The organism is Ruegeria sp. D6 (assembly GCF_056534365.1).
Window position 1 is genome coordinate 605,825 of the sequence record NZ_JBQFPH010000002.1, and the last position, 24,224, is coordinate 630,048.

Here is a 24,224-nt window from a genome sequence, read left to right on the forward strand (position 1 = left end):
GCGTATCTCAGTAAGGCGAGCATTCAAAGACCTGATATCCGTAGTCTTCGTAATATCCGTAATCAACGCATTCATAGGGACGGCGAAGGAGTGCGCCGAAAATCAGTTTTTTCCCCAGTTCCTGGTCGCAGCCCAGCACGCCCACAGTGACGGCCGCATCGCCAAGAACGTCCAGAAGCGGACAGCCCGAGACCTGCGCCATGGCCAGCGCGGCCCGGTCACGGATCGGACCCAGACGCGGCGCGTATTGCGGGTTCACGCGGACGGCCTCGGCCAGTTCATTGCGGACGCGGACGTCGAAGATACTGCCATTCACCGCGACGCGCGTTGCGGGCAAGTCGCGAAAATAGGGTGTACCACCCGAGCAGGCGGCGAGGCACAGGAAAGCGAGCACGCGGATCATGCTGCTTTATTAGCGACAATATGGTTAATGAAACCTTTCCCCGGTTCAGGCGCGCAACACTTCTCCTAACCGGCGTATACCCTCGCGGATCGTGTCCTCATCCGAGTTGGAAAAACTCAGTCGAATGGTATTCGACCCGGTGTCGTCGGGATAGAAAGCCTGACCGGGTACAAAGGCCAGCTTGACCGTTTCCAGCGCCCTCGCCAGCAGGTCGGCGCCGTTCATTTCCTTGGGCAGAGTGACCCAAATGAACATGCCACCCTCGGGTCGGGTCCAGTCGACGCCATTGGGCATGTGCTGGTTGAGCGCCTCAAGCATCGCATCGCGGCGCGCGGCATAGGTCTGGCGTAGCATGGGGACATGAGTGTCGAAGCGATCCCGTGCCACCTGATACACCGCCATCTGGTTGATCGTAGAAGAATGCAGATCAGCCGCCTGTTTCAGCAGCACCAGTTGCGAGATCACCGGTTTTGCTGCAACCACCCAACCCAGCCGCAACCCCGGTGAAAGAGTTTTCGAGAAGCTGCCGCAATAGATCGTCCGGCAGTTCTCGATCGATCCCTTGCGCGCCTGTTCTAACGCGAGGATCGGAGGGATCGGATCGCCGTCATAGCGCAGCGCCTGATAGGCTCCGTCCTCGATCACTGCGCAATCCAATTCATCTGCCAGATCTAGCAGCGCCTCCCTGCCCCGCAGATCGACCGTCTCACCAGTCGGATTTGCAAAATCGGCGGAGAGATAAGCGAATTTGATCGGGCTGTTGCCGGCGGCGGCCTGGTATTCGGCAGCCCCACGATTGCCATTGATGCTAAGCTGGTCAAAGCGCGGCTCATAAGCGTCAAACGCATTGAGCGCGCCCAGATATGTGGGCCACCCAACCAACGCAGTATCACCCGGTGACAAGAACAACTTACCCAAGTAATCCAGCGCTTGCTGCGAGCCCGAGGTGATCAGGATGTTGTCGATGCCGCACGTAACGCCGATCCCACGCATATGGTCGGCCAGCCATTCACGCAGCGGGGCATAGCCCTCGCTGACCGAATATTGCAGCGCCTGCGCCTGTTGATCTGGGCCAAGCGCATTTTGAAACGCTTCGGCGAAAGCCTCTGCTGGAAACAAAGCGGGGTCGGGAATACCGCCTGCGAAGGAAATGATACCGGGCTCGCCCAGCAGTTTCAGCAATTCGCGGATTTCGGAAGCCTTCATCCGAGCGGTTCGGGTGGCGTAGAGCTGATCCATCGTAGGGGGCCTCCTCCGCCCTTGGGTCGCAGATTAGGCAATGCGCCTCTTATGTCAATAATTCTGACCTAATGTTTCAACCTCTGTGAGCGACTTGAACGCCCCTTACAAACGTGGTCAAGTGATTTGACCAATTCCAAGTGGTAGCCAGATGCCTTTTCAAAAAGTTCAAACCGAAAAACTGTCACTGGCTGTTGTGCGCCAGATCGAACTGCTGATCCTGCGCGGCATTCTGCGCCCCGGAGAACGCCTGCCCTCGGAACGGGAGCTGGCCGAGCGGATGGGCGTGTCGCGCCCGTCGCTGCGCGAGGCAATCTCGGACCTCCAGGAGCAGGGGTTGCTGACTGCCAAGGCCGGATCGGGCATCTATGTGGCCGAGGTGCTGGGCTCGGCCTTCGCGCCGGCTTTGATCCGGTTGTTCGGCAATCACGACGAGGCAGTGTTCGACTATCTCTCATTCCGGCGTGACATGGAAGGTCTAGCGGCTGAGCGTGCCGCCCGCATGGGCTCGGGCAGCGATCTGAAGGTGGTGCAGACCATACTGGACAAGATGGAAGACGCCCACGCCCGCAATGCAGCCGAAGAAGAGGCGCATCTGGACGCCCAGTTCCATATGGCGATCATCGAGGCCAGTCATAACGTGGTGATGCTGCATATGATGCGGTCGATGTTCGATCTGCTGCGGCAGGGCGTATTCTACAACCGACAGATCATGTTCCAGCAACGCACCACCCGCGACGCAATTCTGGACCAGCACCGAGCCATCAACACAGCCCTGCAGGACCGCGACCCGAAAGGGGCACGGAAGGCGGTCGAAGATCATCTGAACTTTGTCAAAAGCTGCATGGCCGATCAGCAGAAGGCCCTGCGCAATGAAGAGATCGCGCAACAGCGTTTGAAGCACGAGACTGGAGAGGTCTGATCCTTCAAACTGGAAGCCACGAAAAGAAAAAACCCGAGAGCCTGAAGCCCTCGGGTTTTTCAAATCATATGATCCAGGCGATCAGTGTAGCTTTTCACCCACATCCGCGATGGATGCATCGATCAGCTTGTTCGCCTGCGTTGCGGTCATCTGTTTGGCCAGCACGGCGTTGGCTGCCGAAACCGCTACGGTGATGGCCTGATCGCGGACTTCCTTGACAGCAGATGCCTCAGCCGATGCGATCTGATCCTGCGCTGCCGCGAGACGGCGCGCGATGGATTTTTCCAGATCCACCTTAGCCTGTTCAGCTGCCAGAACCGCGTCTTCCTTGGCCGCGGCAACGATAGCTTCGGCCTGACCCTGAACTTCGCGCTGCTTGCGCTCGTACGAGGCCAACAGGCTGCGTGCTTCTTCATGCAGGGCGCGGGCTTCGTCCAGCTCGGCTTGAATACCTTCGGCGCGATTGTCCAGCGCACCACCAATCATACCGGGGACCTTGAAGTAGAACAGGACCGCGATAAAGACGATGAAGCCCAGAGTGACGACAAAGTCAGTGTTGGCAAGCGAGAAGAACGGGCCGCTTGCGGCCAGCGCGGGGCTGGCGGCACCAACGGTCAGGATAAGGGCAAGAGTGTTCCGCATGTCACTTATCCTTTCGTCTGCGCATCTACTGCACTGTTGATGGCTTTGGCATCCGCCTCGCCGCCCAGTGCTGTGACCAGTTCAGCCGCCGTATCCTTGGCAACCACTTGAATGCTTTCCAGCGCACCTGCACGGATTTCGGCAATTGCCTTTTCCGATTCAGTCGCCTTTGCAGCGATTTCCGCATCCGCCTTGGCAATCGCGTCATCCAGACCGGCCTGGATTTCGGCGCGGGCTTCCGCTGCGATACGCTGAGCCTCAGAACGGGCATCGGCCAGCGCTTTGTTATAGGCCTCTTCGGCCTCGACCGCTTTGGCCTTCAGATCTTCGGCCGCAGCCAGGTCATTTGTAATGGTCCCCTGGCGTTCAGCCAGGATTGCCGCGATGCGGGGCAGAGCCACGCGGGACAGGACCAGAAAGATGACGACCAGCGTGATGACCAGCCAGAAAATCTGGTTGGGGAACCAATCGAAGCAGAGCTGCGGCATCCCGACGGCGTAGCCGCTGGAATCAACGCATGTGCCTACTACTTCTTCAGCAATGGGTTCAGTCGCCATGATGTCCTCCGTCGGAACGTTGTCTTTACAACAGATGGGCCGCTATGGCTTGGGCCCACCTGCGCGTAAGGATCAGGTTCCGCAGATTATACGGCGAACATCAGCAGCAGCGAGACCAGGAATGCGAAGATGCCCAGCGCTTCTGCGAACGCGATACCGATGAACAGGGTTGCGGTCTGCGAAGCAGCCGCCGAAGGGTTGCGCAGGGCGCCGGCCAGGAAGTTGCCTGCAACGTTGCCCACCCCGATTGCGGCTGCGCCGGAACCGATTGCTGCCAGGCCTGCGCCGATGTGTGCGAGATCGCCTTCCATGAGAATTCTCCTTACGATTTGGAAGTTTCGATGTTGGGGGTTCGGACCTTAGTGCGACGGATGCAGCGCATCTTTCAGATACACACAGGTCAGAATGGTGAAGACGTAGGCCTGAATGAAGGACACGAGGACCTCAAGGCCATACATTGCGGTGATCGCCAGAACCGACACGGGCGAGATCACGGCAATCGCGGCAAAGCCTGCGAACACCTTGATAACCGCGTGGCCTGCCATGACGTTACCGGCAAGACGAATGGAGTGGCTGACCGGGCGTACGAAGTACGAGATCAGCTCGATAATCGCCAGAACAGGGCGCAGCGCCAGCGGCGCGCTGGAGACCCAGAACAAGCCCAGGAACGCAGCGCCGTTCTTGATGAAACCCAAAACGGTCACGGTCAGGAACACGGCCAGCGCCAGCGGGATGGTCACGGCGAAATGCGATGTGGTGGTGAAGGACATGGGCAACATGCCCAGGAAGTTCGCGCAGACGATGAACATGAACAGGGTCATGACATAGGGGAAGTACTTTACGCCTTCCTTGCCGCAGATGTCTTCCAGCATCTTGTAGATGAAACCATAGGCCAGCTCGGCCACCGACTGCATCCGCGTCGGAACAATGGCGCGCTTGGACGTGCTGAGGACCAGCAGGGCAAAGATCGCCGCAATCGCCAGGAACAGCCACAGGGTCACGTTTGTGGGCGTGTACCAGGCAATCGCACCGTCGCCGAACAACGGCTTGACGATAAACTGGTCCATTGGATGGAAAGCCAGGCTGCTGCCTTTTTCTGCGGTGGTCTCGGTTGCCACGTTCAGTCCCTCTCGTCCTTCTCGGTCGCGCTTGCGGCCGCTTGTTTCTCTTGAACCTCTTTCGCGCTGCGGAGCATAACCTTCACGCCCGCGACAAGGCCCAGCAATGTGAACAGCACCAGAAAGATCGGGATCGTCCCGAGCAGGCTGTCCAGCCCGTATCCGATGCCAAATCCGATCCCCAGACCGGAAACCATTTCGATGACCATCCTCCAGGCAAGCTCGCCTCCGGATACGTCAGCATCCGCACGAGGTTTCGGCGCTTTGGCCTTTTTCGCCGCTTCGATCTTGGCCTCCAGCTGCGCCATACGCTGCTTTTGGTCATCTTCGGTCACGGGCGTTTCCCTCGCACAGTCTTGGGTAGGGTGCTAAGGGGCTGAAGGCGCAGAGTCAACGGCAATGAAGCCGCAGCATGAACATCGCTAAGTATATGATTTTTATAATAATATTACAGACCACGCGAAACCTGCCGATGGCGTATAATTCGCTGACCGGGCGGATAAGCCTGAATCCGCATATTCAACCAAATGGTTGACCAAACTCACAGGCTATGGTTCAGCGGAACCATGTCCAACGACCTCGACACTGTCTTCGCAGCCCTCGCCGATCCCACCCGCCGCGCCATCTTAGCGATGCTGCTGGAAGATGACATGGCCGTCACCGACGTGGCCGAACCGTTCGAAATGTCGCTGGCCGCGATTTCAAAGCATCTGGTGATCCTGACCAAAGCAGGTCTGATTTCTCAGGAAAAACGCGGACGGGTGAAGTGGTGCAAACTTGAACCCGACGCGCTTCGTGCGGCCTCGGTTTGGATGCAGGGGTTCGGACAGTTCGAACCGGTCAATCTGGATGCGTTCGAGCGGTTTCTAGAAGTTGAACTGCCCCCGGATGAGGCCTAACGCACAACTAAGACCGACATGCTGGCGTGTTTGGCCAGATATCCCGCGTGGCTGGACAGGATATAGTCTGTGATCCGGGGTGCGTGGGTTCCCACAACAATCAGATCGGCCCCCATTTCCTCTGCTGCGTGGGTCAGGTCCTTGTCGATCTCGACCGCGACATCAACCGAATGAATGTTGCGTGTGTCCACCTGCGCCCCGCTTTGCATCGCGATTTCATTGGCGCATGTCAGCAATTCTTGTTTGATCGCGTCTGTTGTCAGGTGGCTATCCCCAGGCTGCGGGCCGGTGACGCTGACGATGGTCACTTTGGCGCCCTGCCATTTGGCCAATTGCGCCGCAACCTCGGTAGCTTTCTTGACCTCGGGCGGCAAGTGCAGGTCGACCGGGACCATGATGTGTTTGAACATATTGGCGTCCTCCTGATCCTGAGATATGTCAACCCGGGCGGTTCGCCAGTCTGACCCGTCGGGACGATCCAAACGGCAGGCTCAGCCCTCGCGGCTATATTCCACCCCGGTCACAACCCCCGTTGGGTCGGCACGACAGAGCCACGGAGCCTCGGCCCCTGCCACGAATACACTGGTGACCGAGCCTGTCGGGCTGGACTGGGTCGACATCGCTTTGACACCATCAGGCCCTGTGCCGGTTTCGGCGCCCACCAGAGCTTCGCAGCTGGCTTGCAGGTCCACCTCTGCAGCGTCTTTCGCGCCACCGGGGGCACAGGCGGACAGCGCCAGCAATGCGGGAATAAGTGACAGTGTTTTCATGGCCCAGCTCCTTGGTGGTGACAGGCAGGCTGCCACATCAGGAAGAAATCACAAGCTTCAATTCGAGCGTACCGGAGTGTTTGCAGGCGCGTCTTCTCCTTTCAGCAGCAACAACAGCGCAACAGCGGTGAGCCCGGCACCAACCAACACCAATGCCGTCGGCGCAGGACGTCCCAGGGCGATTTCCCACAGGATCACCCAGCTGGGCGTCAGGTAAGTGTAGGCCATGACCTTTGCCGCGGGCAAACGCAGGGCTGCAAACTGAACCAGTACAAAACTGGCGGCGGTCGCAAACAACGAGATATAAAGCAGCGTCACCCAGACAATCCCGGGAAGGTTGCCCCAATCTACTGCACGTATATCGGACCAGCCCCAGACCGTCAGGATCAAACACCCCGCAACCAACGTACCGAAGGTGAACACCACCGCAGGCTCGCCCCGGTTCAATCGCCGTATCATCGGCGTATAGACGGCGTGCGCGGCGCAACCCCAGAAATAGATGATCTCGCCGCCTCCGATCTCGAAGACCTGAAAGGCTTGCCAATCCGCTCTGAAGATCACCCACAGCGCACCGACCGCACCGACCGTCAGGGCCAGCGCCATGCGTGGGGTGGTGATCTGGCGCAGCAGCACCCACCCGGCCAGCGCCGACATGACCGGGGTCAGCGTAAAGACCGCCGCCGCGCTGACCGGGGGAGCTGTTTTCAATCCGTAGAACATCAGGACAAAGTAGGCTCCGAACAATCCGCCAAGCACCAGATAGCGCCATGGTGCCCGAGCCGCGCTGCGCGGAATGCCCGTTGTGGCAATCGCAGCGATGCCGATCACAACCGCCGCAATCGCAAAGCGCGCTGCCGTGATCGCCGACGGTGCGATCTCATTTGCCGCCATTGAGCCAAGCGAGAAACTGCCCGCCACCAAAGCCGAGAATGTCAGCATGGCCAGATGGCCGCGCGCCTGCGGTGTCACGGCAGCCAGCCCTTGGATTGATCTTTCAGGAAGGATAGGAAAGCCTGCACCTTAGTGGTCCGGTGCAGATCCACATGAGTCACCAACCACAGCCTGCCAGACCACTCGGGCAACGGTGCCATCACCTCGACCAGATCGGGATCGCGCGCGGCCTCCCAACGGGCCATAAAGCCGATGCCTGCACCGGCCAGAACAGCCTCTCGCATACAGAAATTATTGGTGCAGCGGAAAGTGATCGCCTGCTCCGGCGCGTTGGCACGCAGCCAGCGGGAAAACGGCGCGCGGCTGTTTTCGTCATCATTGCCCACGAAGTAGTGATTGGCGAAATCTGCAACGTTTGCGGGTTTGCCGTGGCGCGCGAGATAGGCCTTGCTGGCGAATAGTCCGACCTCTTGTGGGATGAACGGCTGCACCACATTGTCCGGTTGATCCGGCGCGGCCCCGGCGCGGATCGCCACATGCGCCTCGCCATATTCCAACCGGAACAGGCGGTCGCCGGTCAGATAGCGCACAATCAATCCCGGGTGGGTCTGCTGGAACTCGGTCAGCGTCGGTACGATGAGCGGGGCCAGTGAGGCCAGTGAGGTGACCACGATCTCGCCCGAGACATCGTCTCCGCGCCCCTTCATGCGACCAACCAACTGGTTGAATTGATCTTCGGTTGCCTGCGCGACACGCAACAGGTCCTCACCCGCTTCGGTTGGTGTGTACCCACGCGCGTGACGCTGGAATAGTTTGACGCCCAACCGTGCCTCGATCGCATCGATATGGCGGATCACGGTGGCGTGGTGCACACCCAGCACATCCGCCGCGCCGCTGACCGTTCCCATGCGCGCCACCTGATAGGCGGTTCTCACTTCATCCCAATTGTCCATTGCATCTGATCCAATGTGCAAATTCTAACAATGCTTGTTGATATATCCGAGTTTTGTTCATGCACGCAACAGCCATATTGGGGCAACAGAAGCTAATTCCGCAACAAAGGACGCCCCGAAATGACCAAAACCATCCTGCATATCGACGCCTCGGCCCGCCGCACTGGATCTGCCACCCGCGATCTGTCCGACCGCGTGGTTCGCCACCTGAACGCCAGCCGCATCATCCGCCGCGATCTGGCCACCCCCCTGCCCCTGCTGACCGAAGACTGGATCGGCGCCAATTTCACCCCCGCCGAACAGCGTGACGCGGTACAGAAAGACCTGCTGGCCCTGTCGGACGAATTGGTGTCCGAGTTGCAAAAGGCCGACACGATCGTCATCGGCCTGCCGATCTACAACTTCTCAGTTCCCGCCGCGTTCAAGGCCTGGATTGATCTGGTCGCCCGTGCCGGTCTGACATTCTCCTATTCCGAAGAAGGACCGAAAGGTCTGCTGGAAGGCAAACGCGCCATCCTTGCTGTTGCATCAGGCGGTACGGCGGTGGGCTCCGAGATCGACTTTGCCACCACCTATGCGCGCCATGTTCTGGGCTTCATCGGCATCCATGATGTCGAAGTCATCGCCGCAGATCGCATGGCACTGGACCCCGAAACAACCCTGTCCAATGCGCAGAAAGCTGTCACCAAACTGGCAGCCTGATTGACCTGCCCCCCTTGAACCGTCCAGTCTGCGCCGAGGCAAATCGGCAGACTGGGCGTTTCACATGAAAAAGATTGGAATATTGGGCGGTGTTGGCTGGGCCTCAACTGTCGACTACTACCGGGCGATCGCTGAAGGCGCGGGTCGGTATTTTGCTGAACGCGGCCACGGATCGCCGCTGCCCATCCCACCCATGACCATCGAATCCGTCACCCAAGCCAAAACCCGCGCCTTGCGCGGCGTGGCCGGTGACGAAGACAGCTGGGCCGCTTTCGACGCGGTGTTCCGCGAAGCACTGCTGACTTTGGAACACGCAGGCTGCGATTTCGGCATCATCGCCTCCAATACGCCACACGCGCGGCTTCACGCGATCCGCGAAGGCGTCTCCATGCCTATTCTCAGCATTTTTGACGCAACCGCCGACGCGACCGCCTCGACCGGTGCCACCAATGCTTTGGTCCTTGGAACCGCAGTCACTATGCAGGCCACAAACTATGCCGACCGGCTGGCCGCCGAGGGTATCACGGCAAACACACGCCTGCCCGAGCCTGAGATCGCCGAGATGCAGGCGATGATCGACAGTGATTTCTACGGCGGCGCATCCGACACCGCACATGCGCGCCTGCTGGCCTTCTGCAACAAACACGCCACACCCGGAACCGCGATCTTGCTGGCCTGTACCGAGTTGCCTCTGGCCTTCCCCGATCATCTGGACGATCCGGTGTTCGAGGCGGACGGTCACCTGTTCGTCAACCCCTCCGCCGCCCATGTCGCTGCCGCTTTGAACGAAGCGCTTGAAGGGTGATCACGGCAGCCAGGTCACCTCGCACCCGATCTTATCAAAGAACGCCATCAGATCATCGCGCGACAAAACGACGGTTCGGTCGTTGACCAAAGGGTGCATGTTGATGACATCGGCCTGTTGCGCGGCGGCGTCCATGAAGAACTTAACGTTGTTCTCAACGCCGTTGATCATCGCCAGCGGACTGACCGCGCCAGGGCGGATGCCGAGGTTCTGGAACAGCCGATCCGCCGAGCCGAAGGACAGGTTGCCAACCCCCAACTCCGCGCCCAGCGCCTTGAGGTCGATCTCGCGGCTCTGTTCCAGCGTCACCAGATAATTCCGCTTTTTCTTGTCGCGCAGATACAGGTTCTTAAGCCGCAGTGTATTTTCACCCGGCGCCATGAACTGGCCCTCGACCCCTTTGGCATCCTCAACGGTGCGCAGCGGGATATGAGTATGCAACCGATAGGGCAGCCCCCATTCATCCAACTGCACCAAAAGCGCATCCGAGCTGAGCGGCAACGTATCCTGAAAGGCAGATGATGCGTCCATGGGAACCTCCTCGTATGGCGCGCTCATCGCCCAACCGACAGGTAAATTCAAGCCACGACAGGCGCGGCATTCGGTGCTAGCGTGCCGCCATGAAAGTCACGCGTAACACTCCGAGCCAACTGATCCTGTCCAATACGCCATGGTTCATCGGCATCACGCTGGTTTTCTTCATTCTGGCATTTGTCGGCGCGGGCGTCTTCTTGGCCAGTGAAGGTGGCGAGGGTATCTTGTTCGGCATTTTCTTCGCACTATTCGGCGGAGGCATGGGTTTTGGTGCATTTTGCGCCTTTGTCCGGCGCGTGCAGGTCATACTGGATCGCAATAATAACAGCATCCTGATCCGCAGACAGTCAGTCTTTGGATATGATGCCGTGGAACATGAGCTCTCGCACCTCTCGCACGCGGAAACCGAAAGCACGACCTCACGTAGCGACAATGGCACATCGACACTCTATCGCCCTGTCCTGATACTGGATGAAGGCATGAGCGCCGGGCGGCATCCCATTGTCGAGGCTTATTCCAGCGGGCGCGGTGCGCATCGGCTGGTGGATGCGGTCAACGATTGGCTTCCGGCACGCAAGGTTGACTCTGCCAGCCAATCGGCCTAAATCGCCGCCAACATCCGGAAGCGTTTGATCTTCCGGTCCCTTGAGTCGTTCAGGGATCGCCCCCCACCAGCGAGTTTCGCCCGTGGGGGCGTTTGTGCATTTAACCGACGCGTCCTATCTAGGGCACGCCACCAGATAACCGGCTAAGGAGGCCGAAGGCATGTTTGAAAATCTATCCGAACGCCTTTCCGGCGTCTTTGACCGGCTGACCAAACAGGGTGCCCTGTCTGAAGAAGACGTGAAAACCGCCCTGCGCGAAGTCCGCGTTGCCCTGCTTGAGGCCGACGTCTCGCTGCCGGTGGCGCGCGAGTTTGTCAAGAAAGTACAGGAACAGGCGACCGGTCAAGCTGTCACCAAATCGATCACGCCCGGCCAGCAGGTCGTCAAGATCGTGCACGACGCGTTGGTAGATACACTGCGTGGCGAAGAAGACCCCGGCGCGCTGAAGATCGACAACCCGCCTGCCCCGATCCTGATGGTCGGCCTGCAGGGTTCCGGTAAGACAACCACCACCGGTAAGCTGGCGAAACGCCTGAAAGAGAAAGAGGGCAAGAAGGTCCTGATGGCCTCGCTCGACGTCTATCGCCCAGCGGCGATGGATCAGCTGGCGGTTCTGGGCACGCAGGTTGGTGTTGACACGCTGCCGGTCGTACCCGGTCAGACGCCGGTTGATATCGCCAAGCGCGCCAAGCAGCAGGCAACGCTGGGTGGCTATGACGTCTATATGCTCGATACGGCGGGCCGTCTGCATATAGACGAAGTCCTGATGGACGAGGTCGAGCAGGTTCGTAACGTGGTCGACCCGCGTGAGACGCTGCTGGTGGTCGACGGCCTGACCGGTCAGGTCGCTGTTGAAGTGGCCGAAGAGTTTGATGCCAAGGTCGGCATCTCGGGCGTGGTCCTGACCCGTATGGACGGTGACGGACGTGGCGGTGCGGCGCTGTCGATGCGCGCAGTCACCGGCAAGCCGATCCGCTTTGTTGGTCTGGGCGAGAAGATGGACGCGCTCGAAACCTTCGAGCCGGACCGGATCGCGGGGCGTATTCTGGGCATGGGCGACATCGTTGCTCTGGTCGAAAAAGCCCAGGAAACGATGGAGATGGAACAGACCGAGCGCATGATGAAGCGCATGGTCAAAGGTCAGTTCAATATGAACGACCTGAAAATGCAGCTGGAGCAGATGATCCAGATGGGCGGCATGCAGGGCATGATGGGCATGATGCCGGGCATGAACAAGATGGCCAAGCAGATGGATCAGGCCGGTCTGGACGATAAAATCCTGCGCCAGCAAATCGCGCTGATCCAGTCGATGACCAAACGCGAACGCGCCAACCCGCAACTGCTGCAAGCCAGCCGCAAGAAACGCATCGCCGCCGGTTCGGGTATGGAGGTCAGCGACCTCAACAAGCTGCTCAAGATGCACCGGCAGATGTCCGACATGATGAAAAAGATGGGCAAGATGGGCAAAGGCAAGATGCTGAAACAGGCCATGAAAGGCATGTTCGGCAAAGGCGGCCCCTCGCCTGAGGAAATGGCTGCGGGCATGGACCCCAAGGCGCTGGAACAAGCCGCCAAAGCGATGGGCGGTAAGATGCCCGGCGGTCTGCCCGGACTGGGTGGCGGCATGGGCCTGCCCCCGGGGTTGAGCGGTTTTGGAAAGAAAAAGTGACGTCAGCACGCTGCACCCAGCCCCCGTCCGGAAAGGCGGCGATGGCAGCAGCGCAGTATCGCGCGGCCCTGCCGGTCATTGAGACCCGGCGGCTGGTTCTGCGTGCACCCACTCTGGACGACCTGCCGGTGTGGACATCGATCTGCAAGGACAGCTTTGGCGATACCGAACAGGACGCCTGGACTGAGTTTTCCTACTACACATCGGGCTGGCTTTTGCATGGGCATGGCCTGTTCACGGTCTCGCTAAAGGACGACGATCAGGTCATTGGCTTCGTCATTCTGGGCCTCGAATGGGACGACCACGAGCCCGAGCTTGGCTATATGTTCGATAGCAAGTTCCGCATGCAAGGTTACGCGACCGAAGCGTGCAGCGCCGTTCGCGATTTTGGGCTTGATCTGCTCGGATCCGGCCAGTTCGTAAGTTACGTTTCGCAATCTAACACGCGTTCGAACGCATTGGCACAGCGTCTGGGTGCAACGCGCGACGCCGTTGCCGAAAGCGCCTTTGGCCCAACCCAGCATGTCTGGCGATACGGCGAGGTGCAGGCATGACACTTGCCATGGCCATACCAACGCTGGAAACCGAACGCCTGATCATGCGGGCCCCTTGCGAGGCCGATTTTGAGGCTGAGGCAGAGTTTTTTGCCAGCGACGCCTCGAAATTCGTCGGCGGCCCGAAACGCCCGGATGAGACATGGCGCGCTGTTGCGATGCTGTTAGGCCACTGGGCGATGCGTGGTTATGGCTTCTGGGGTGTCGAGGAAAAAGACACCGGCACCTATGTAGGCCATGTTGGCTTGTGGAACCCTCACGGCTGGCCCGAGCCCGAAATTGGCTGGACCCTGATGAACCACGCCACCGGCAAGGGTTATGCGACCGAAGCGGCACTGGCTGCACGCGCACATGCCTATGACGTGCTGGGCTGGGAAACCGCAATCTCGCTGATCGATCCGGATAATCTGGGCAGCAAGGCTGTCGCGAAACGGCTGGGCGCGCAGTTTGAATATATGTTCGAACACCCGGCTTTCGGGGCGATGCAGGTCTGGCGTCATTCTGCGCCTGCCGATCTGGTAAATGGTGGCGTGGAGGCATATGCATGACCTCGTTCACTATACCCACCGTCGAAACCGATCGCCTGATCCTTCGCGCGCCGCATCTGGACGATCTTCCTGCGATGACCGCGTTCTACGCGACCGAGCGCAGCCATATGGTTGGTGGTCCCAAGGACGCGCTTGGAAGCTGGAGCTCTCTTTCGAACAGATTGGGTCATTGGGCGCTGCGCGGTTATGGTCTGTGGCATCTGACTGAAAAGGCCAGCGGCGCATTCGTGGGATGGGCAGGCATGATCTACGTACCCGGCTGGGCGGAGCCCGAGCTGGGCTGGACGCTGATGGCAGAGGCCGAAGGCAAAGGTCTGGGCTTTGAGGCCGCCGCGGCTGCACGCGACTATGCAGCGCGGCATCAGGGGCTGAACGGTGTGATTTCTTACATCGCCCATGCCAATGATCGCTCGCGCGCGCTGGCCGAACGGCTGGGCGCAACGCTGGAGATTGAGAGAGCCGAGCTTTTGGGCAAGCACGCTCAGATCTGGCGTCATCCGCAGATTGATTTGACCACCGAAAGGACCGGCCAATGAACAACCCCGTGACACAGGCTGCTGCGCTGTTGAAAGACCATCGCGAAAGCATCGACCGGCTGGATGCGATCCTGGTCTATACGCTGGGCGAGCGGTTCAAGCACACGCAGGCCGTTGGCAAGCTCAAGGCCGCACACGACCTTCCCCCGTCCGATCCGTCGCGCGAGGCTGCGCAGATCGCACGGTTAGAAGACCTGGCGAAAGAGGCCGATCTGGACCCCGATTTCGCCAAGGCTTTTCTGAATTTCATCATTCAGGAAGTCATCCGACACCACAAGAAACACCAGAACTAAGCCGGTCTATTACCGGATACGCCATTCAAAGGAGATACCACCATGGCAATGAAAATTCGTCTCGCCCGCGGCGGCTCGAAAAAGCGTCCCTTTTATCGCATTGTTGCGGCTGACAGCCGTATGCCGCGCGATGGCCGTTTCATCGAAAAACTGGGCACCTACAACCCGCTGCTGCCGAAAGACAGCGAAGAGCGCGTGAAAATGAACATGGAGCGCATCCAGTACTGGCTGGATCAGGGCGCACAGCCCACCGACCGGATCGCACGTATGCTGGAAGCTGCCGGCGCCCGTGACAAGGCCGAGCGCAACAACCCCAACAAGGGTACTCCGGGCAAGAAAGCTCAGGAACGCGCGGAAGAGAAAGCTGCCAAGGCTGCTGAAGCTGCCGAAGCGGCTGCAGCACCGGCTGAAGAAGCTGCTGCAGAAGAATAAGCAGTCAGGCGCGTGCAGGATCAAGCCTTTTCCGACGATTTTCGTACGCAGTTCGATCTGTTGATGCGGCTCCGGCGTGATGTGCGCCGGTTTCGCACCGATGCAATTGACGAGGCAGTGCTTACGCGCTGCCTCGACGCGTTTCGACTGGCCCCTTCTGTTGGGCTCAGCGAACCCTGGCGCGTGATCCGCATCGAAAGTCAGGCCGCGCGCGACGCGGCGCTGAAGAATTTCCAAGCGGCCAACGAGCGGGCGCTGAGCGGGTATTCCGGCGAAAAGGCGCAGCTGTACAGCCAGCTGAAACTGTCCGGGATGAAAGAAGCTCCGGTGCAGCTGGCCGTGTTTTGCGACGATGCCACCGACAAAGGTCAAGGTCTCGGCGCAGGCACTATGCCCGAAATGCGGCGTTATTCCGTCGTCTCTGCCATCACGCTCTTCTGGCTCGCCTTGCGGGCAGAAGGCTTGGGCCTGGGCTGGGTCTCGATCCTCGACCCGGACCAGATGGTGCGCGATCTGGATGTCCCCGAGGACTGGCGGTTGATCGGATATTTCTGCTTGGGCTGGCCCGAGGCCCAATCCGATACGCCGGAACTGGAGCAGGTCGGCTGGGAATGCAGAGACACCTCTCTGCCGATCGAGGTGCGTTAGTCATGTTCGGATTGTTACGTCTTCCCATCCTGCTGGCGATCGCATTTATTGTGGGCGTATTCTTCGAACGCTCGAACCAGCGCGAGGCGTGCGAGGTGATCGGACAATGGCGGGACGGGCTATGTGTGACGGATGGTCGAAATGAGTGATCTGATCTGCGTAGGCAGCATCGCGGGCTCGTATGGGGTGCGCGGCGAGGTGCGGCTGAAAAGTTTCTGCGCCGTCCCCGAGGATATCGAAGGCTATTCGCCGCTGACAGACGAAGAAGGTAAAGAGCGCTATCCCGTAGTCCTGACCCGCGCGATCAAGAACGGCTTTGCCGCCCGGCTGGGTGGCATTGAGACCAAGGAAGCGGCGGATGCGCTGAACGGTCTGCGCCTTTATGCGCGGCGCGATCAATTGCCGTCGCTGCCGGATGATGAGTTTTACCACACCGACCTTATCGGGCTTGAGGTTTATGACACCGGCGGCACGCTGCTGGGCCGAGTGAAATCGGTGCAAAATCACGGTGCGGCGGATCTGTTGGAACTGCATGGGCCGGGCTTAAAGGCCACCGTGCTGCTGCCGTTTACACTCGAATCCGTTCCGACCGTTGATCTGGACAAGGGCCGCATCATCGCTGATCCGCCTGAGGGCCTGGTGTAATGCGCCGCGTGTTGCTGCATCTGGGTCTGCACAAGACCGGGACGACGGCGGCACAGTCCTTTCTGTTCGAAAACCGGTCACTGATCTGGCCGCACCATGCGTTGGTCCTGCCCTATCGGACCCGCAAAACCGGCTTGTCCGAAGCAGCCACTCGCTATTCCGTCTACGGCACACCCGGCGCGATGAGCGATTTCAAGGATCAGATGCGGCACTTTCTGAATTCGCTGGAATTCGGCCAGAAACGTGGGCTGGTTCTGAGCGAAGAGAATTTCTCGGGCCTGCGCCCCAGCCGCAATGTCGCGGTGGGATATGAGGCCGCGCCCGAGCTCGCCTCGTGCCTTGTCGGCCTGATCCGCGACCGGTTTGCCGGGGAAGAGGTGCATATCACGATCTACTACTCGCTGCGCCAACGGGGAAGCTGGCTACGCAGCCTGTGGGCGCATGATCTGCAACGATCGCGCCTGATTCAGGATTTTGAGACCTTTCGCGCCCGGCTTGAACCGTTGCCGTCGCCTCAGATTGCTGCTGCGGCTGTGCGCGACCGTTTGCCCTCGGTCTCGGTCCGCACCGAATGGCTGGAAGACCTGCAGGGCCAGCGACATGGGCTTGGAAGCACTTTTGCTGAATTCCTTGACCTGCCTGCGGACAAAGCCGCCGAATTGGTAGGCCCGACCCGATCAAACCCACGCCTGCCCGAGGATGTCTTGCAGCAGATGCTGGAAATGAACCGATCCGATCTGGACGATGCTGCGCTGATCGATCAAAAGACGGCTTTGGTTCAAAGCACCCAGAACGATCTGATCGGCTCGAGATGACAGATAAACCCGGAAAGTCCCATGGCCGCAAAGCCATCCGTCCAACGTTGAAGCCGCGCGAGTTGATGACGCCGACGCCCGATCTGCACGGGGTGTGGAAGGCCAAGATCATCACGTTGTTCCCATCTGCCTTCCCCGGTGTTCTGGGCGAAAGCCTGACCGGCAAGGCCCTGCAAGAAGGGCTATGGCAATTGGAAACTGTGGATTTGCGCCAATTCGGGATCGGCAAGCACCGCAATGTGGATGACACCCCTGCGGGCGGCGGTGCGGGCATGGTCCTGCGTGCCGATGTGCTGGGTGAGGCCATTGAGCATACGATGGCGGGCATCCGGGGCAACTGGCCGTTGATCTACCTCAGCCCGCGTGGGCGTCGGATGGATCAGAAAATGATGCAAAACCTGGCTCGCTGCGATGGCATGACCCTGTTATGTGGTCGTTTCGAAGGCGTCGATGAGCGCGTGCTGGAGCATTACGGCGTGCAGGAGGTCAGCCTTGGCGATTTTGTCATGACCGGTGGTGAGATCGCGGCGCAGGCGCTGATCGATTCGACTGTGCGGCTGATCCCCGGTGTGCTGGGCAATCAGGCCTCAGCCGAGGAAGAAAGCTTTTCGTCGGGCCTGCTGGAACATCCGCAATACACCCGCCCCGCCGACTGGAAAGGCCGCCCGATCCCCGAGATCCTGATGTCAGGCCACCATGGACGCATTGCGGATTGGCGTCATGAAATGTCGGAACAGATCACCCGCGAACGGCGGCCCGATCTGTGGGACGCCTATCGAAAATCAGAAGATAAGGGCTAAGACTAACGGGTTGCCTTCCACAACGCCCAGGTTTCCGGCGTGCCATTGAAGGTGTTGATGTCCACCTTACCCTGAACCCCCGGCACCAGCCCGGTGCCGGTGTATTGCCAGAACCGCCAGACCGAGCCTGGATAAACGTTGCGCGGGTGGCCCGCGACCGAGCGCAGCCAGAACTCAGTTTTGGGAAGTCGTCCGATATCGGTGTCGCCGTAGAAATCTACCGTCGTGTAGACAATCGGGCGTCGGCCATAGTGGCGCTCGAGAATATCAAGGAACCGCTGCGCCTCGGCCCGAACGGTTCGGCCATCAGGGCGCAGGGTGCAGGTTTTGGAATGAGGCGTCCATTCCATATCCAGCACATGCGGCAGGTCGGCCCCTTTGGGCACGTTCTGGATGAACCAACGCGCCTGTTCATGGGCCGGACGGCAGAAATAGTAATAGTGATAGGCCCCCCACGGCACTCCGGCAGCTTGTGCGCCGCGTCGGTGCTCGTCGAACATCGGGTCGGTAAAATCTCCGCCCTCGGTGGCTTTGATGAAGGCAAAGCTGACACCGTTCTTCTGTGCGGTGCGCCAATCAATCGGCCCCTGCCAACGCGAGACATCCAGCCCGTGCACGGGGTACTGGCCGGGGTGGCGACCTTCCCACGGGTGCGGGTCAGCGTCACCAAAGGCGGGGTAGATGATCGAAGGCGGGGTCGTGTCCGCGAAGGCCTGCGGCTCAACCGCCTGAGGTTGCGGGCCGCGGCGACCACATGAGACAATTGCAAGCGCCATAACGGCCAGCAGAAGTGCTTTGCGCATCTTATGATCCTGTATCAAATATCTGCTCTTATAATTAATCCCAGAATGCCTGATCTGGTGAACAAGGCAACGGTGGATTTGACGGGTGGCAAAAACTCACCTGTTTCACCAAGAATAAGGCTTGATCCCCGCCCGCAAAGCCCGTAAAGCAGCGCAATCCGGTGTGGCGTTATGCGACTCCGGTGTTTTGGTTTGCATCCTGACGTGACGCCCAGCTTTCTTCGGCACCGGCGCGACAGGGCGGACCGGACCAAAAGGAACATTCGATCTGACCTCTGGCGGGCTGTGCGCAGGACCCGGTGAAGACCAAGAGCTCTCAGGCCGTGCCCAAACTTCGTGGACCAACCACGAGCAGATAGGAGTAACTGCGATGGACCTGATCGCACAGCTTGAGGCGGAACAGATTGCCGCCCTGGGGAAAGACATCCCCGATTTCAAAGCCGGTGACACCATCCGTGTCGGCTTTAAAGTGACCGAAGGGTCGCGTACCCGTGTGCAGAACTATGAAGGCGTCTGCATCGCGCGCAAAGGTGGCAGCGGCATCGCCGGTTCGTTCACCGTTCGCAAGATTTCGTTTGGCGAAGGCGTGGAGCGTGTGTTCCCGCTGCATTCGACCAATATCGACAGCATCACCGTTGTCCGCCGTGGCCGCGTTCGTCGCGCCAAACTTTACTACCTGCGCTCGCGCCGTGGTAAATCCGCGCGTATCGCAGAAGTCACCAACTACAAGCCCAAGGCTGGCGCCGAGGCGTAAGGAGCGGAAAGATGAAAAAAGACATCCATCCCGATTATCACGTCATCAACGTCAAAATGACCGATGGCTCTGTGGTTCAGATGAAATCCACCTGGGGCAGCGAAGGCGACCAGTTGGCTCTGGAAATCGACCCTTCCGTGCACCCCGCATGGACCGGTGGTTCGTCGCGCCTGATGGACGCAGGCGGCCGCGTGTCGAAGTTCAAGAAGAAATACGAAGGTCTGGGCTTCTAATCCCGACCTGGTTGAAATGCGAAAGGCCGTCCAATTGGGCGGCCTTTTTTTGTTTTGGAATTACCCCACTGCACTTTGCGGCTGTTTCAGAAATCAAACCCGGTCTGGACCGGGGGCGTGTAAGGCTCAATCATATCTTCGCCCTCAGCTCCGCGCTTGATGGGTTTGACGGTGTGATATTCAAACCGGCCTTCGTACTGCGCACCCAACGACTGCTGCGCCTCTTGCGTGGTCGTGACGCCTGATAGCCAGTTTTCGATCTCATCCGGGGTCAGGATCACCGGCATTCGGCTGTGAATATGCGCGATCTGCGGGCTGGGTGTCCGGGTCAGGATCGTACAGCTATGGCTGCCGTCATCAGTCCTGTAAAACCCCGCAAAAAACATCACCGGGGCATTGCGCTGAACCGTGATGTAGACCGGGCAATCATGGCCCTGGTCCTTGGGCCACTCGTAATATCCCAGTGCCGGAATTAGACAGCGCCCCTTGTTCCAGTATTGCTGCCAGAAGCTGACATTTTCGATCTTCGAATTGATCATCGACTTCTTGCTGCGCGGATCCTTGATTTGCCAGCGCGCAGTAGCCAATTCGGCCTGATCGCCGTCCCAACGGACCATGCCAACCCGATTGGTCGGAGACACATTGTACCCACCCGAAGGCAGCTGCTCGGGCAGATCAGGCGAGACCTTGCCGTAGAGAAAATACTCGGTAATCGCCAGCATTTCCCGCTGCGTCAGGTGACCGGCTGCAAACTTTCCACACATGACAAAAGCCTAGGCCGATTGAGTGCCGGTCACAAGTGGCCCCACCGACGATCAGTCCCTTGTCAGATCAACCGCGCTGTGCGGTGGAGGCACCGGGCCTCGCAGCATTACGGCAGCCAGGATCATCCCCAAAAGCGCAGCGATAGCGGCGACAAGCATGGCACTGTTAAATGCATCATCCTGCAGATCTCGCAAGGCGCGCGCCAACGCTTCGCCCGTGGTCGGATCAAGCGCCGCTATAAGCTGCTGCACCTGACTGGCGGTGCCATGTGTCAGTGCATGGGCCAGGTCGGCCCGTTGCTCGGACCCGGTGGGCAAGGCGTTGATCACTTCGGACAGGCCGCGTCGGGTAGTGATTGCTTCGGCCAGACCTCCAACCACGGCACCAAGGGTGGCACCAAAATAGAGGAACGCATTCACCACGCCCGAGCCCTGCCCCATATGTTCTTCCGGCAACAAGCGCAGCCCGAGACGCGGCAATAACGAAAAACCGATGCCAAGCCCGATCCCGATAATCACCAGCTTCCACCAAATCGCACCCATGCCTGTTGTGTTCGTCGTTGTCGTCAACAGCATGAACCCACAGGTCATGAACCCCATGCCCAGGATCACCGGCCATCGAAAACTGTAAGGTGCAAGAAAACGCGGAGCCACCACAGACACGACGAACATACTGAGGCTCAACGGCAGGATCGCCACCCCCGCCCCAACAGCGGACAGGCCAAACGCATCTGGCGATTGCACGAAGACGTTGAAATAGACGAAAAAGCTGAACAGCGCGAAGCCGGTAATGAACATCCCTGCCGCCGCCATGAAATAACGGGGGTGGCGGAAGTAGCGCAGCTCGATCAGAGGGTCCGCGCTGCGGCGCGAGGTGATGATCAGTGCAATCACCGCTACAGCCGACACGGCAAGCGGGATCAGGGTCGATCTTGTGGCCCATCCGTGGCTTTCCCCGTTGCTGAGCGCGAAGGATAGCGGGCCAAGCAGCAGGACCAATGCGACTGCACCCGCAAGATCGAACTTTGCGCCTGCAAGACGGGTGTCGGGGACGTAATGCTCTTTGCTGACCCGCAACCCGACCGCAAAGGCCACGATCAGCAGCGCCAGATCGGTGGCGAACACGCCCCGCCAGCTGAGGTAATGCGCAAACGCGCCGCCAACGATCGGACCAACACCAATTGCCAGCCCGACGATCGCGCCCCAGGCACCGGTGACGCTGGCCCGTTGTTCCTCGGGCGTGGCGGCAGTCAGCAGCGAAAGCGAGGTGCCAAACAGCGCTGCCGCCCCGGCACCTTGGGCCCCGCGGCCTGCCAGCAACATGGCTGCATCCTGCGAAAACAACACAAGGGCCGAGCCAAGACCGAACACGATCATTCCAGCAAAGAAGACGCCCATCTTGCCGGTGATATCGCCAAGTCGGCTGACGATGGTGACGAGGGTCGCGCTAACCACCGTATAGATCGCCATCACCCATTGCAGGCTGGAAGGTGACAGATCGAACTCGGCCTTCAGATTTGGCAGGATCGTCGCAACGGCGGTTGTGTTGAAGCCAACAACCATCATGCACAGCGCGGTCATCACCAGAACCAGACGTGCCCCTCCCGCGCCGGATGTGTCCTCAGTGACGTCTTTTGGCATCTGCCTGTCCCCCGTTCAGGAATAGCGCGCTGGCCCTTCGGGCACCGTGTTGTGCCTATTATTAAACGGTTTTTTGCTGATAGATACTGTTTTTAGCGCGCTGCGCGCCCAGCGCCTATTAGATCCAGTAGGACAGCGCCAATGGCAGCACCAGGATCGTGGACAGAGTCGAAACCAGAATGAACCCGGCCACATCGGGTCCGTATTCCGGCGCATGCTGATCGATAAACAAATAGGTCGCGACAGAGGATGGCATCAAACAGCACAGGATCAACGCGCCCCGCTCAGCCCCGGTGAAGCCGAAGCTCCAGACCAACGCGCTGGCAATCACCGCAGCCATCAGCAGGTGCAGCGCTGTCAGCAAAACGGCTCGGCCAAGGCTTTTGATCCGCAGGGTCGCCAGCGTGTGGCCCAGCGTCAGCAACATCAGCGGGATTGAAAGACCGCCCAGAATATCAAAGGATTTGGCCACCGGTTGGGGCAGGCTGGTGCCCGTCGCCATCAACACCAGCGACAGTGCGACCGCGTAAATAATCGGCGAAGTCGCCAGTTTCTTGGGTGAGAACTCTCCGGCCGGAATCCACATGCCGATCGTGAAGATACTGATCAGCACAACCACCACAAATGCCATCGTATAGGCCATTCCCGCATCGCCCAGCGCCAAAAGGGTAATGGGCAGGCCGATATTGCCGACATTGCCATGCATCAGTGGCGTCAGAAATGCCCGCACCGGCAGCCGCACCAGTTTGAGCGCGACAAGCCCCAACAGCCCAAAACCTGCAATCGCCAAAGCGGCGGCCATCATGACATCAAGAAAGGTGCCGACCGCAATCTGGGTGGTTGAAAGGTGCGAGATAATCAGCGTCGGATACCCGACCCGCGAGACGATCCCGCCAATAACCTTGTTGTCATAGGGGGCCTTGATCAAAGCCAGAGCGTAACCGATTCCAGCGCAAATCAGGACAGGTAGAACCACGTTCAAAACGTTCAGAAACAGATGATCCAATGGCTGCCCTCGATCACAAATCCATAGGATGGACAGTGAAACAGGGGTGTGTGTTTGGCAAGGATTTACCCTAACCCCCAAGTACCAAGCACTTTTCCAATTTGAGGCTTGATAATACCGCTCAAGACGGCCCGAGGTTCTTCCCTTCCCGGCCTACACAACATATAGTGGCTGCCAACAACGTGTAGGCAAACACGGCGGGACTTGGGAATACAGGCATGGCACATATCATTGTGGTCGGGAACGAAAAGGGCGGCGCAGGCAAATCAACCGTGTCGATGCATGTGGCCACCGCATTGGCACGGCTGGGGCACAAGGTCAGCACACTCGATCTTGACCTGCGGCAGCGCAGTCTGGGCCGGTATTTCGAGAACCGCTTGAACTTCCTGAACGGCTCGGACCTGTCTCTGCCCAGCCCACGCCACCACGACCTGCCCGAGATTGACGCCAGCGCTCTGCAACCCGGTGAAAACATCTATGACCACCGCCTTTCAGCCGCCGTGGCCGAACTGGAAAGCGATAGCGATTTCATCCTGATCGACTGCCCCGGTTCGCACACTCGACTCAGCCAGGTTGCGCATTCGCTGGCCGATACGCTGATTACTCCGCTGAACGACAGTTTCATCGATTTTGACCTGCTGGCGCGGATCGATTCCAAAGGTGAGAGAATCCTTGGCCCCTCAGTCTATTCCGAGATGGTCTGGAATGCCCGCCAACTGCGCGCCCAAGCTGGGCTGAAACCGATCGACTGGGTCGTCGTCCGCAACCGGGTCGGCACCCAGCGCATGGTCAACAAGGAAAAGATGCAACGCGCGATCGAGATGCTGTCACAGCGCATCGGCTTCCGCGTCGCCTCGGGCTTTTCCGAGCGAGTGATTTTCCGCGAGTTGTTCCCGCGCGGACTGACTTTGCTGGACCTCAAGGATATCGGGGTCAAGCAATTAAACATCTCAAACATCGCCGCACGTCAGGAATTGCGCGACATGATGAAGGAACTGAGCTTGCCGGGTGTTGAGATCGACTTCTAGCCGCGTGGCAGCGCC

Annotated in this window: 35 protein-coding genes; 19 read left to right on the forward strand and 16 right to left on the reverse strand. The window is 59.3% G+C overall.

Annotated elements, in window-relative coordinates:
* Positions 1-7 precede the first annotated feature (7 nt).
* Together ACR0A1_RS10480 and ACR0A1_RS10485 are read right to left on the reverse strand one after the other, a co-directional pair.
* Complete coding sequence (locus ACR0A1_RS10480) at positions 8-403, reverse strand: hypothetical protein (protein ID WP_170625093.1); 396 nt, start codon at positions 401-403, stop codon at positions 8-10.
* Positions 404-448: 45 nt separating this feature from the next.
* Positions 449-1,642, reverse strand: coding sequence for an aminotransferase-like domain-containing protein (locus tag ACR0A1_RS10485; protein ID WP_170625092.1), 1,194 nt, complete (start codon positions 1,640-1,642; stop codon positions 449-451).
* A 151-nt stretch (positions 1,643-1,793) separates the two neighbouring features.
* On the opposite strand from ACR0A1_RS10485, the gene ACR0A1_RS10490 reads away from it, so the two are divergent.
* The gene (locus tag ACR0A1_RS10490) at positions 1,794-2,564 is read left to right on the forward strand and encodes a FadR/GntR family transcriptional regulator (RefSeq protein WP_170392644.1); all 771 of its coding nucleotides are present in this window, start codon (positions 1,794-1,796) and stop codon (positions 2,562-2,564) included.
* An 81-nt stretch (positions 2,565-2,645) separates the two neighbouring features.
* On the opposite strand, the gene ACR0A1_RS10495 is transcribed toward ACR0A1_RS10490, so the two are convergent.
* The 5 genes from ACR0A1_RS10495 to ACR0A1_RS10515 form a co-directional block, all read right to left on the reverse strand.
* Positions 2,646-3,206: a F0F1 ATP synthase subunit B gene (locus ACR0A1_RS10495; protein ID WP_170392645.1), complete on the reverse strand. Its 561-nt coding sequence runs from the start codon at positions 3,204-3,206 to the stop codon at positions 2,646-2,648.
* A gap of 5 nt (positions 3,207-3,211) precedes the next feature.
* Positions 3,212-3,763 carry a F0F1 ATP synthase subunit B' gene (locus ACR0A1_RS10500; protein ID WP_170513389.1) on the reverse strand — a complete coding sequence of 184 codons (552 nt, stop codon included), beginning with the start codon at positions 3,761-3,763 and terminating at the stop codon, positions 3,212-3,214.
* 86 nt (positions 3,764-3,849) lie between these two features.
* Complete coding sequence (locus ACR0A1_RS10505) at positions 3,850-4,074, reverse strand: F0F1 ATP synthase subunit C (RefSeq protein WP_005981269.1); 225 nt, start codon at positions 4,072-4,074, stop codon at positions 3,850-3,852.
* Between the two features lie 48 nt (positions 4,075-4,122).
* Positions 4,123-4,881, reverse strand: a complete 759-nt coding sequence (locus ACR0A1_RS10510) for a F0F1 ATP synthase subunit A (protein ID WP_480867380.1) — start codon at positions 4,879-4,881, stop codon at positions 4,123-4,125.
* Positions 4,882-4,883: 2 nt separating this feature from the next.
* Positions 4,884-5,216 carry an AtpZ/AtpI family protein gene (locus ACR0A1_RS10515; RefSeq protein WP_170392648.1) on the reverse strand — a complete coding sequence of 111 codons (333 nt, stop codon included), beginning with the start codon at positions 5,214-5,216 and terminating at the stop codon, positions 4,884-4,886.
* 231 nt (positions 5,217-5,447) lie between these two features.
* On the opposite strand from ACR0A1_RS10515, the gene ACR0A1_RS10520 reads away from it, so the two are divergent.
* Positions 5,448-5,780 (forward strand): ArsR/SmtB family transcription factor, encoded by a 333-nt coding sequence (locus tag ACR0A1_RS10520; protein ID WP_170392649.1) that lies wholly within the window; start codon positions 5,448-5,450, stop codon positions 5,778-5,780.
* Here the strand turns inward: ACR0A1_RS10520 and ACR0A1_RS10525 are convergent.
* From ACR0A1_RS10525 to ACR0A1_RS10540, 4 genes are all read right to left on the reverse strand, one after another.
* A complete protein-coding gene (locus ACR0A1_RS10525) occupies positions 5,777-6,190 on the reverse strand; it encodes a universal stress protein (RefSeq protein WP_170402365.1) in 414 nt (137 codons plus the stop codon). The genes ACR0A1_RS10520 and ACR0A1_RS10525 overlap by 4 nt on opposite strands.
* An 81-nt stretch (positions 6,191-6,271) precedes the next feature.
* Positions 6,272-6,550 carry a hypothetical protein gene (locus ACR0A1_RS10530; RefSeq protein WP_170625091.1) on the reverse strand — a complete coding sequence of 93 codons (279 nt, stop codon included), beginning with the start codon at positions 6,548-6,550 and terminating at the stop codon, positions 6,272-6,274.
* A 57-nt stretch (positions 6,551-6,607) separates the two neighbouring features.
* Entirely contained in the window at positions 6,608-7,519 is a 912-nt protein-coding gene (locus ACR0A1_RS10535) for a DMT family transporter (RefSeq protein ID WP_170392652.1), read from the reverse strand.
* A complete protein-coding gene (locus ACR0A1_RS10540; protein ID WP_480867384.1) occupies positions 7,516-8,394 on the reverse strand; it encodes a LysR family transcriptional regulator in 879 nt (292 codons plus the stop codon). The genes ACR0A1_RS10535 and ACR0A1_RS10540 overlap by 4 nt, the downstream gene beginning before the upstream one ends.
* 120 nt (positions 8,395-8,514) lie before the next feature.
* On the opposite strand from ACR0A1_RS10540, the gene ACR0A1_RS10545 reads away from it, so the two are divergent.
* Together ACR0A1_RS10545 and ACR0A1_RS10550 are read left to right on the forward strand one after the other, a co-directional pair.
* The gene (locus ACR0A1_RS10545; protein WP_170648517.1) at positions 8,515-9,096 is read left to right on the forward strand and encodes an NAD(P)H-dependent oxidoreductase; all 582 of its coding nucleotides are present in this window, start codon (positions 8,515-8,517) and stop codon (positions 9,094-9,096) included.
* 64 nt (positions 9,097-9,160) lie between these two features.
* Positions 9,161-9,901, forward strand: coding sequence for an aspartate/glutamate racemase family protein (locus tag ACR0A1_RS10550; protein ID WP_480616295.1), 741 nt, complete (start codon positions 9,161-9,163; stop codon positions 9,899-9,901).
* On the opposite strand, the gene ACR0A1_RS10555 is transcribed toward ACR0A1_RS10550, so the two are convergent.
* Entirely contained in the window at positions 9,902-10,432 is a 531-nt protein-coding gene (locus ACR0A1_RS10555) for a prolyl-tRNA synthetase associated domain-containing protein (protein ID WP_480587635.1), read from the reverse strand.
* Positions 10,433-10,521: 89 nt separating this feature from the next.
* Here ACR0A1_RS10555 and ACR0A1_RS10560 point away from each other — a divergent pair, with 89 nt between their 5' ends.
* The 12 genes from ACR0A1_RS10560 (at position 10,522) to trmD (ending at position 17,980) form a co-directional block, all read left to right on the forward strand.
* Positions 10,522-11,040 (forward strand): hypothetical protein, encoded by a 519-nt coding sequence (locus ACR0A1_RS10560; protein WP_170392657.1) that lies wholly within the window; start codon positions 10,522-10,524, stop codon positions 11,038-11,040.
* A gap of 160 nt (positions 11,041-11,200) precedes the next feature.
* Entirely contained in the window at positions 11,201-12,709 is a 1,509-nt protein-coding gene (ffh, locus tag ACR0A1_RS10565) for a signal recognition particle protein (RefSeq protein ID WP_480867387.1), read from the forward strand.
* Positions 12,710-12,750: 41 nt separating this feature from the next.
* Positions 12,751-13,263, forward strand: a complete 513-nt coding sequence (locus ACR0A1_RS10570; protein WP_170513367.1) for a GNAT family N-acetyltransferase — start codon at positions 12,751-12,753, stop codon at positions 13,261-13,263.
* On the forward strand, positions 13,260-13,811 hold the full coding sequence (locus ACR0A1_RS10575) for a GNAT family N-acetyltransferase (RefSeq protein WP_170625087.1): 552 nt from the start codon (positions 13,260-13,262) through the stop codon (positions 13,809-13,811). The genes ACR0A1_RS10570 and ACR0A1_RS10575 overlap by 4 nt, the downstream gene beginning before the upstream one ends.
* On the forward strand, positions 13,808-14,347 hold the full coding sequence (locus ACR0A1_RS10580; protein WP_170513361.1) for a GNAT family N-acetyltransferase: 540 nt from the start codon (positions 13,808-13,810) through the stop codon (positions 14,345-14,347). The genes ACR0A1_RS10575 and ACR0A1_RS10580 overlap by 4 nt, the downstream gene beginning before the upstream one ends.
* Positions 14,344-14,640, forward strand: coding sequence for a chorismate mutase (locus tag ACR0A1_RS10585; RefSeq protein WP_170392662.1), 297 nt, complete (start codon positions 14,344-14,346; stop codon positions 14,638-14,640). Before ACR0A1_RS10580 ends, ACR0A1_RS10585 begins: the two co-directional genes overlap by 4 nt.
* A 42-nt stretch (positions 14,641-14,682) precedes the next feature.
* Positions 14,683-15,072 (forward strand): 30S ribosomal protein S16, encoded by a 390-nt coding sequence (rpsP, locus tag ACR0A1_RS10590; protein WP_010437590.1) that lies wholly within the window; start codon positions 14,683-14,685, stop codon positions 15,070-15,072.
* A 12-nt stretch (positions 15,073-15,084) separates the two neighbouring features.
* On the forward strand, positions 15,085-15,720 hold the full coding sequence (bluB, locus tag ACR0A1_RS10595; protein WP_170402403.1) for a 5,6-dimethylbenzimidazole synthase: 636 nt from the start codon (positions 15,085-15,087) through the stop codon (positions 15,718-15,720).
* A gap of 2 nt (positions 15,721-15,722) precedes the next feature.
* The gene (locus ACR0A1_RS10600) at positions 15,723-15,869 is read left to right on the forward strand and encodes a hypothetical protein (protein WP_170392664.1); all 147 of its coding nucleotides are present in this window, start codon (positions 15,723-15,725) and stop codon (positions 15,867-15,869) included.
* A complete protein-coding gene (gene rimM, locus ACR0A1_RS10605; protein WP_480867391.1) occupies positions 15,862-16,365 on the forward strand; it encodes a ribosome maturation factor RimM in 504 nt (167 codons plus the stop codon). The genes ACR0A1_RS10600 and rimM overlap by 8 nt, the downstream gene beginning before the upstream one ends.
* Complete coding sequence (locus ACR0A1_RS10610; RefSeq protein ID WP_480867393.1) at positions 16,365-17,180, forward strand: hypothetical protein; 816 nt, start codon at positions 16,365-16,367, stop codon at positions 17,178-17,180. Before rimM ends, ACR0A1_RS10610 begins: the two co-directional genes overlap by 1 nt.
* A complete protein-coding gene (trmD, locus tag ACR0A1_RS10615) occupies positions 17,177-17,980 on the forward strand; it encodes a tRNA (guanosine(37)-N1)-methyltransferase TrmD (RefSeq protein WP_480567467.1) in 804 nt (267 codons plus the stop codon). Before ACR0A1_RS10610 ends, trmD begins: the two co-directional genes overlap by 4 nt.
* Positions 17,981-17,982: 2 nt before the next feature.
* On the opposite strand, the gene ACR0A1_RS10620 is transcribed toward trmD, so the two are convergent.
* Complete coding sequence (locus ACR0A1_RS10620) at positions 17,983-18,783, reverse strand: glycoside hydrolase family 25 protein (protein ID WP_170508530.1); 801 nt, start codon at positions 18,781-18,783, stop codon at positions 17,983-17,985.
* Between the two features lie 370 nt (positions 18,784-19,153).
* Between ACR0A1_RS10620 and rplS the strand changes: the two genes are divergently transcribed.
* Entirely contained in the window at positions 19,154-19,537 is a 384-nt protein-coding gene (rplS, locus tag ACR0A1_RS10625) for a 50S ribosomal protein L19 (protein ID WP_170328369.1), read from the forward strand.
* An 11-nt stretch (positions 19,538-19,548) separates the two neighbouring features.
* A complete protein-coding gene (gene rpmE / locus ACR0A1_RS10630; RefSeq protein WP_170392669.1) occupies positions 19,549-19,770 on the forward strand; it encodes a 50S ribosomal protein L31 in 222 nt (73 codons plus the stop codon).
* A gap of 86 nt (positions 19,771-19,856) precedes the next feature.
* Here rpmE and ACR0A1_RS10635 read toward each other — a convergent pair whose 3' ends face one another.
* From ACR0A1_RS10635 to ACR0A1_RS10645, 3 genes are all read right to left on the reverse strand, one after another.
* Complete coding sequence (locus ACR0A1_RS10635; RefSeq protein WP_480867396.1) at positions 19,857-20,534, reverse strand: SOS response-associated peptidase; 678 nt, start codon at positions 20,532-20,534, stop codon at positions 19,857-19,859.
* Between the two features lie 51 nt (positions 20,535-20,585).
* Complete coding sequence (locus tag ACR0A1_RS10640; protein ID WP_170508534.1) at positions 20,586-22,175, reverse strand: MFS transporter; 1,590 nt, start codon at positions 22,173-22,175, stop codon at positions 20,586-20,588.
* Positions 22,176-22,293: 118 nt separating this feature from the next.
* On the reverse strand, positions 22,294-23,181 hold the full coding sequence (locus tag ACR0A1_RS10645) for an AEC family transporter (protein WP_480867398.1): 888 nt from the start codon (positions 23,179-23,181) through the stop codon (positions 22,294-22,296).
* A gap of 218 nt (positions 23,182-23,399) precedes the next feature.
* Here ACR0A1_RS10645 and ACR0A1_RS10650 point away from each other — a divergent pair, with 218 nt between their 5' ends.
* The gene (locus ACR0A1_RS10650) at positions 23,400-24,209 is read left to right on the forward strand and encodes a division plane positioning ATPase MipZ (RefSeq protein WP_170402416.1); all 810 of its coding nucleotides are present in this window, start codon (positions 23,400-23,402) and stop codon (positions 24,207-24,209) included.
* Positions 24,210-24,224: the final 15 nt, after the last annotated feature.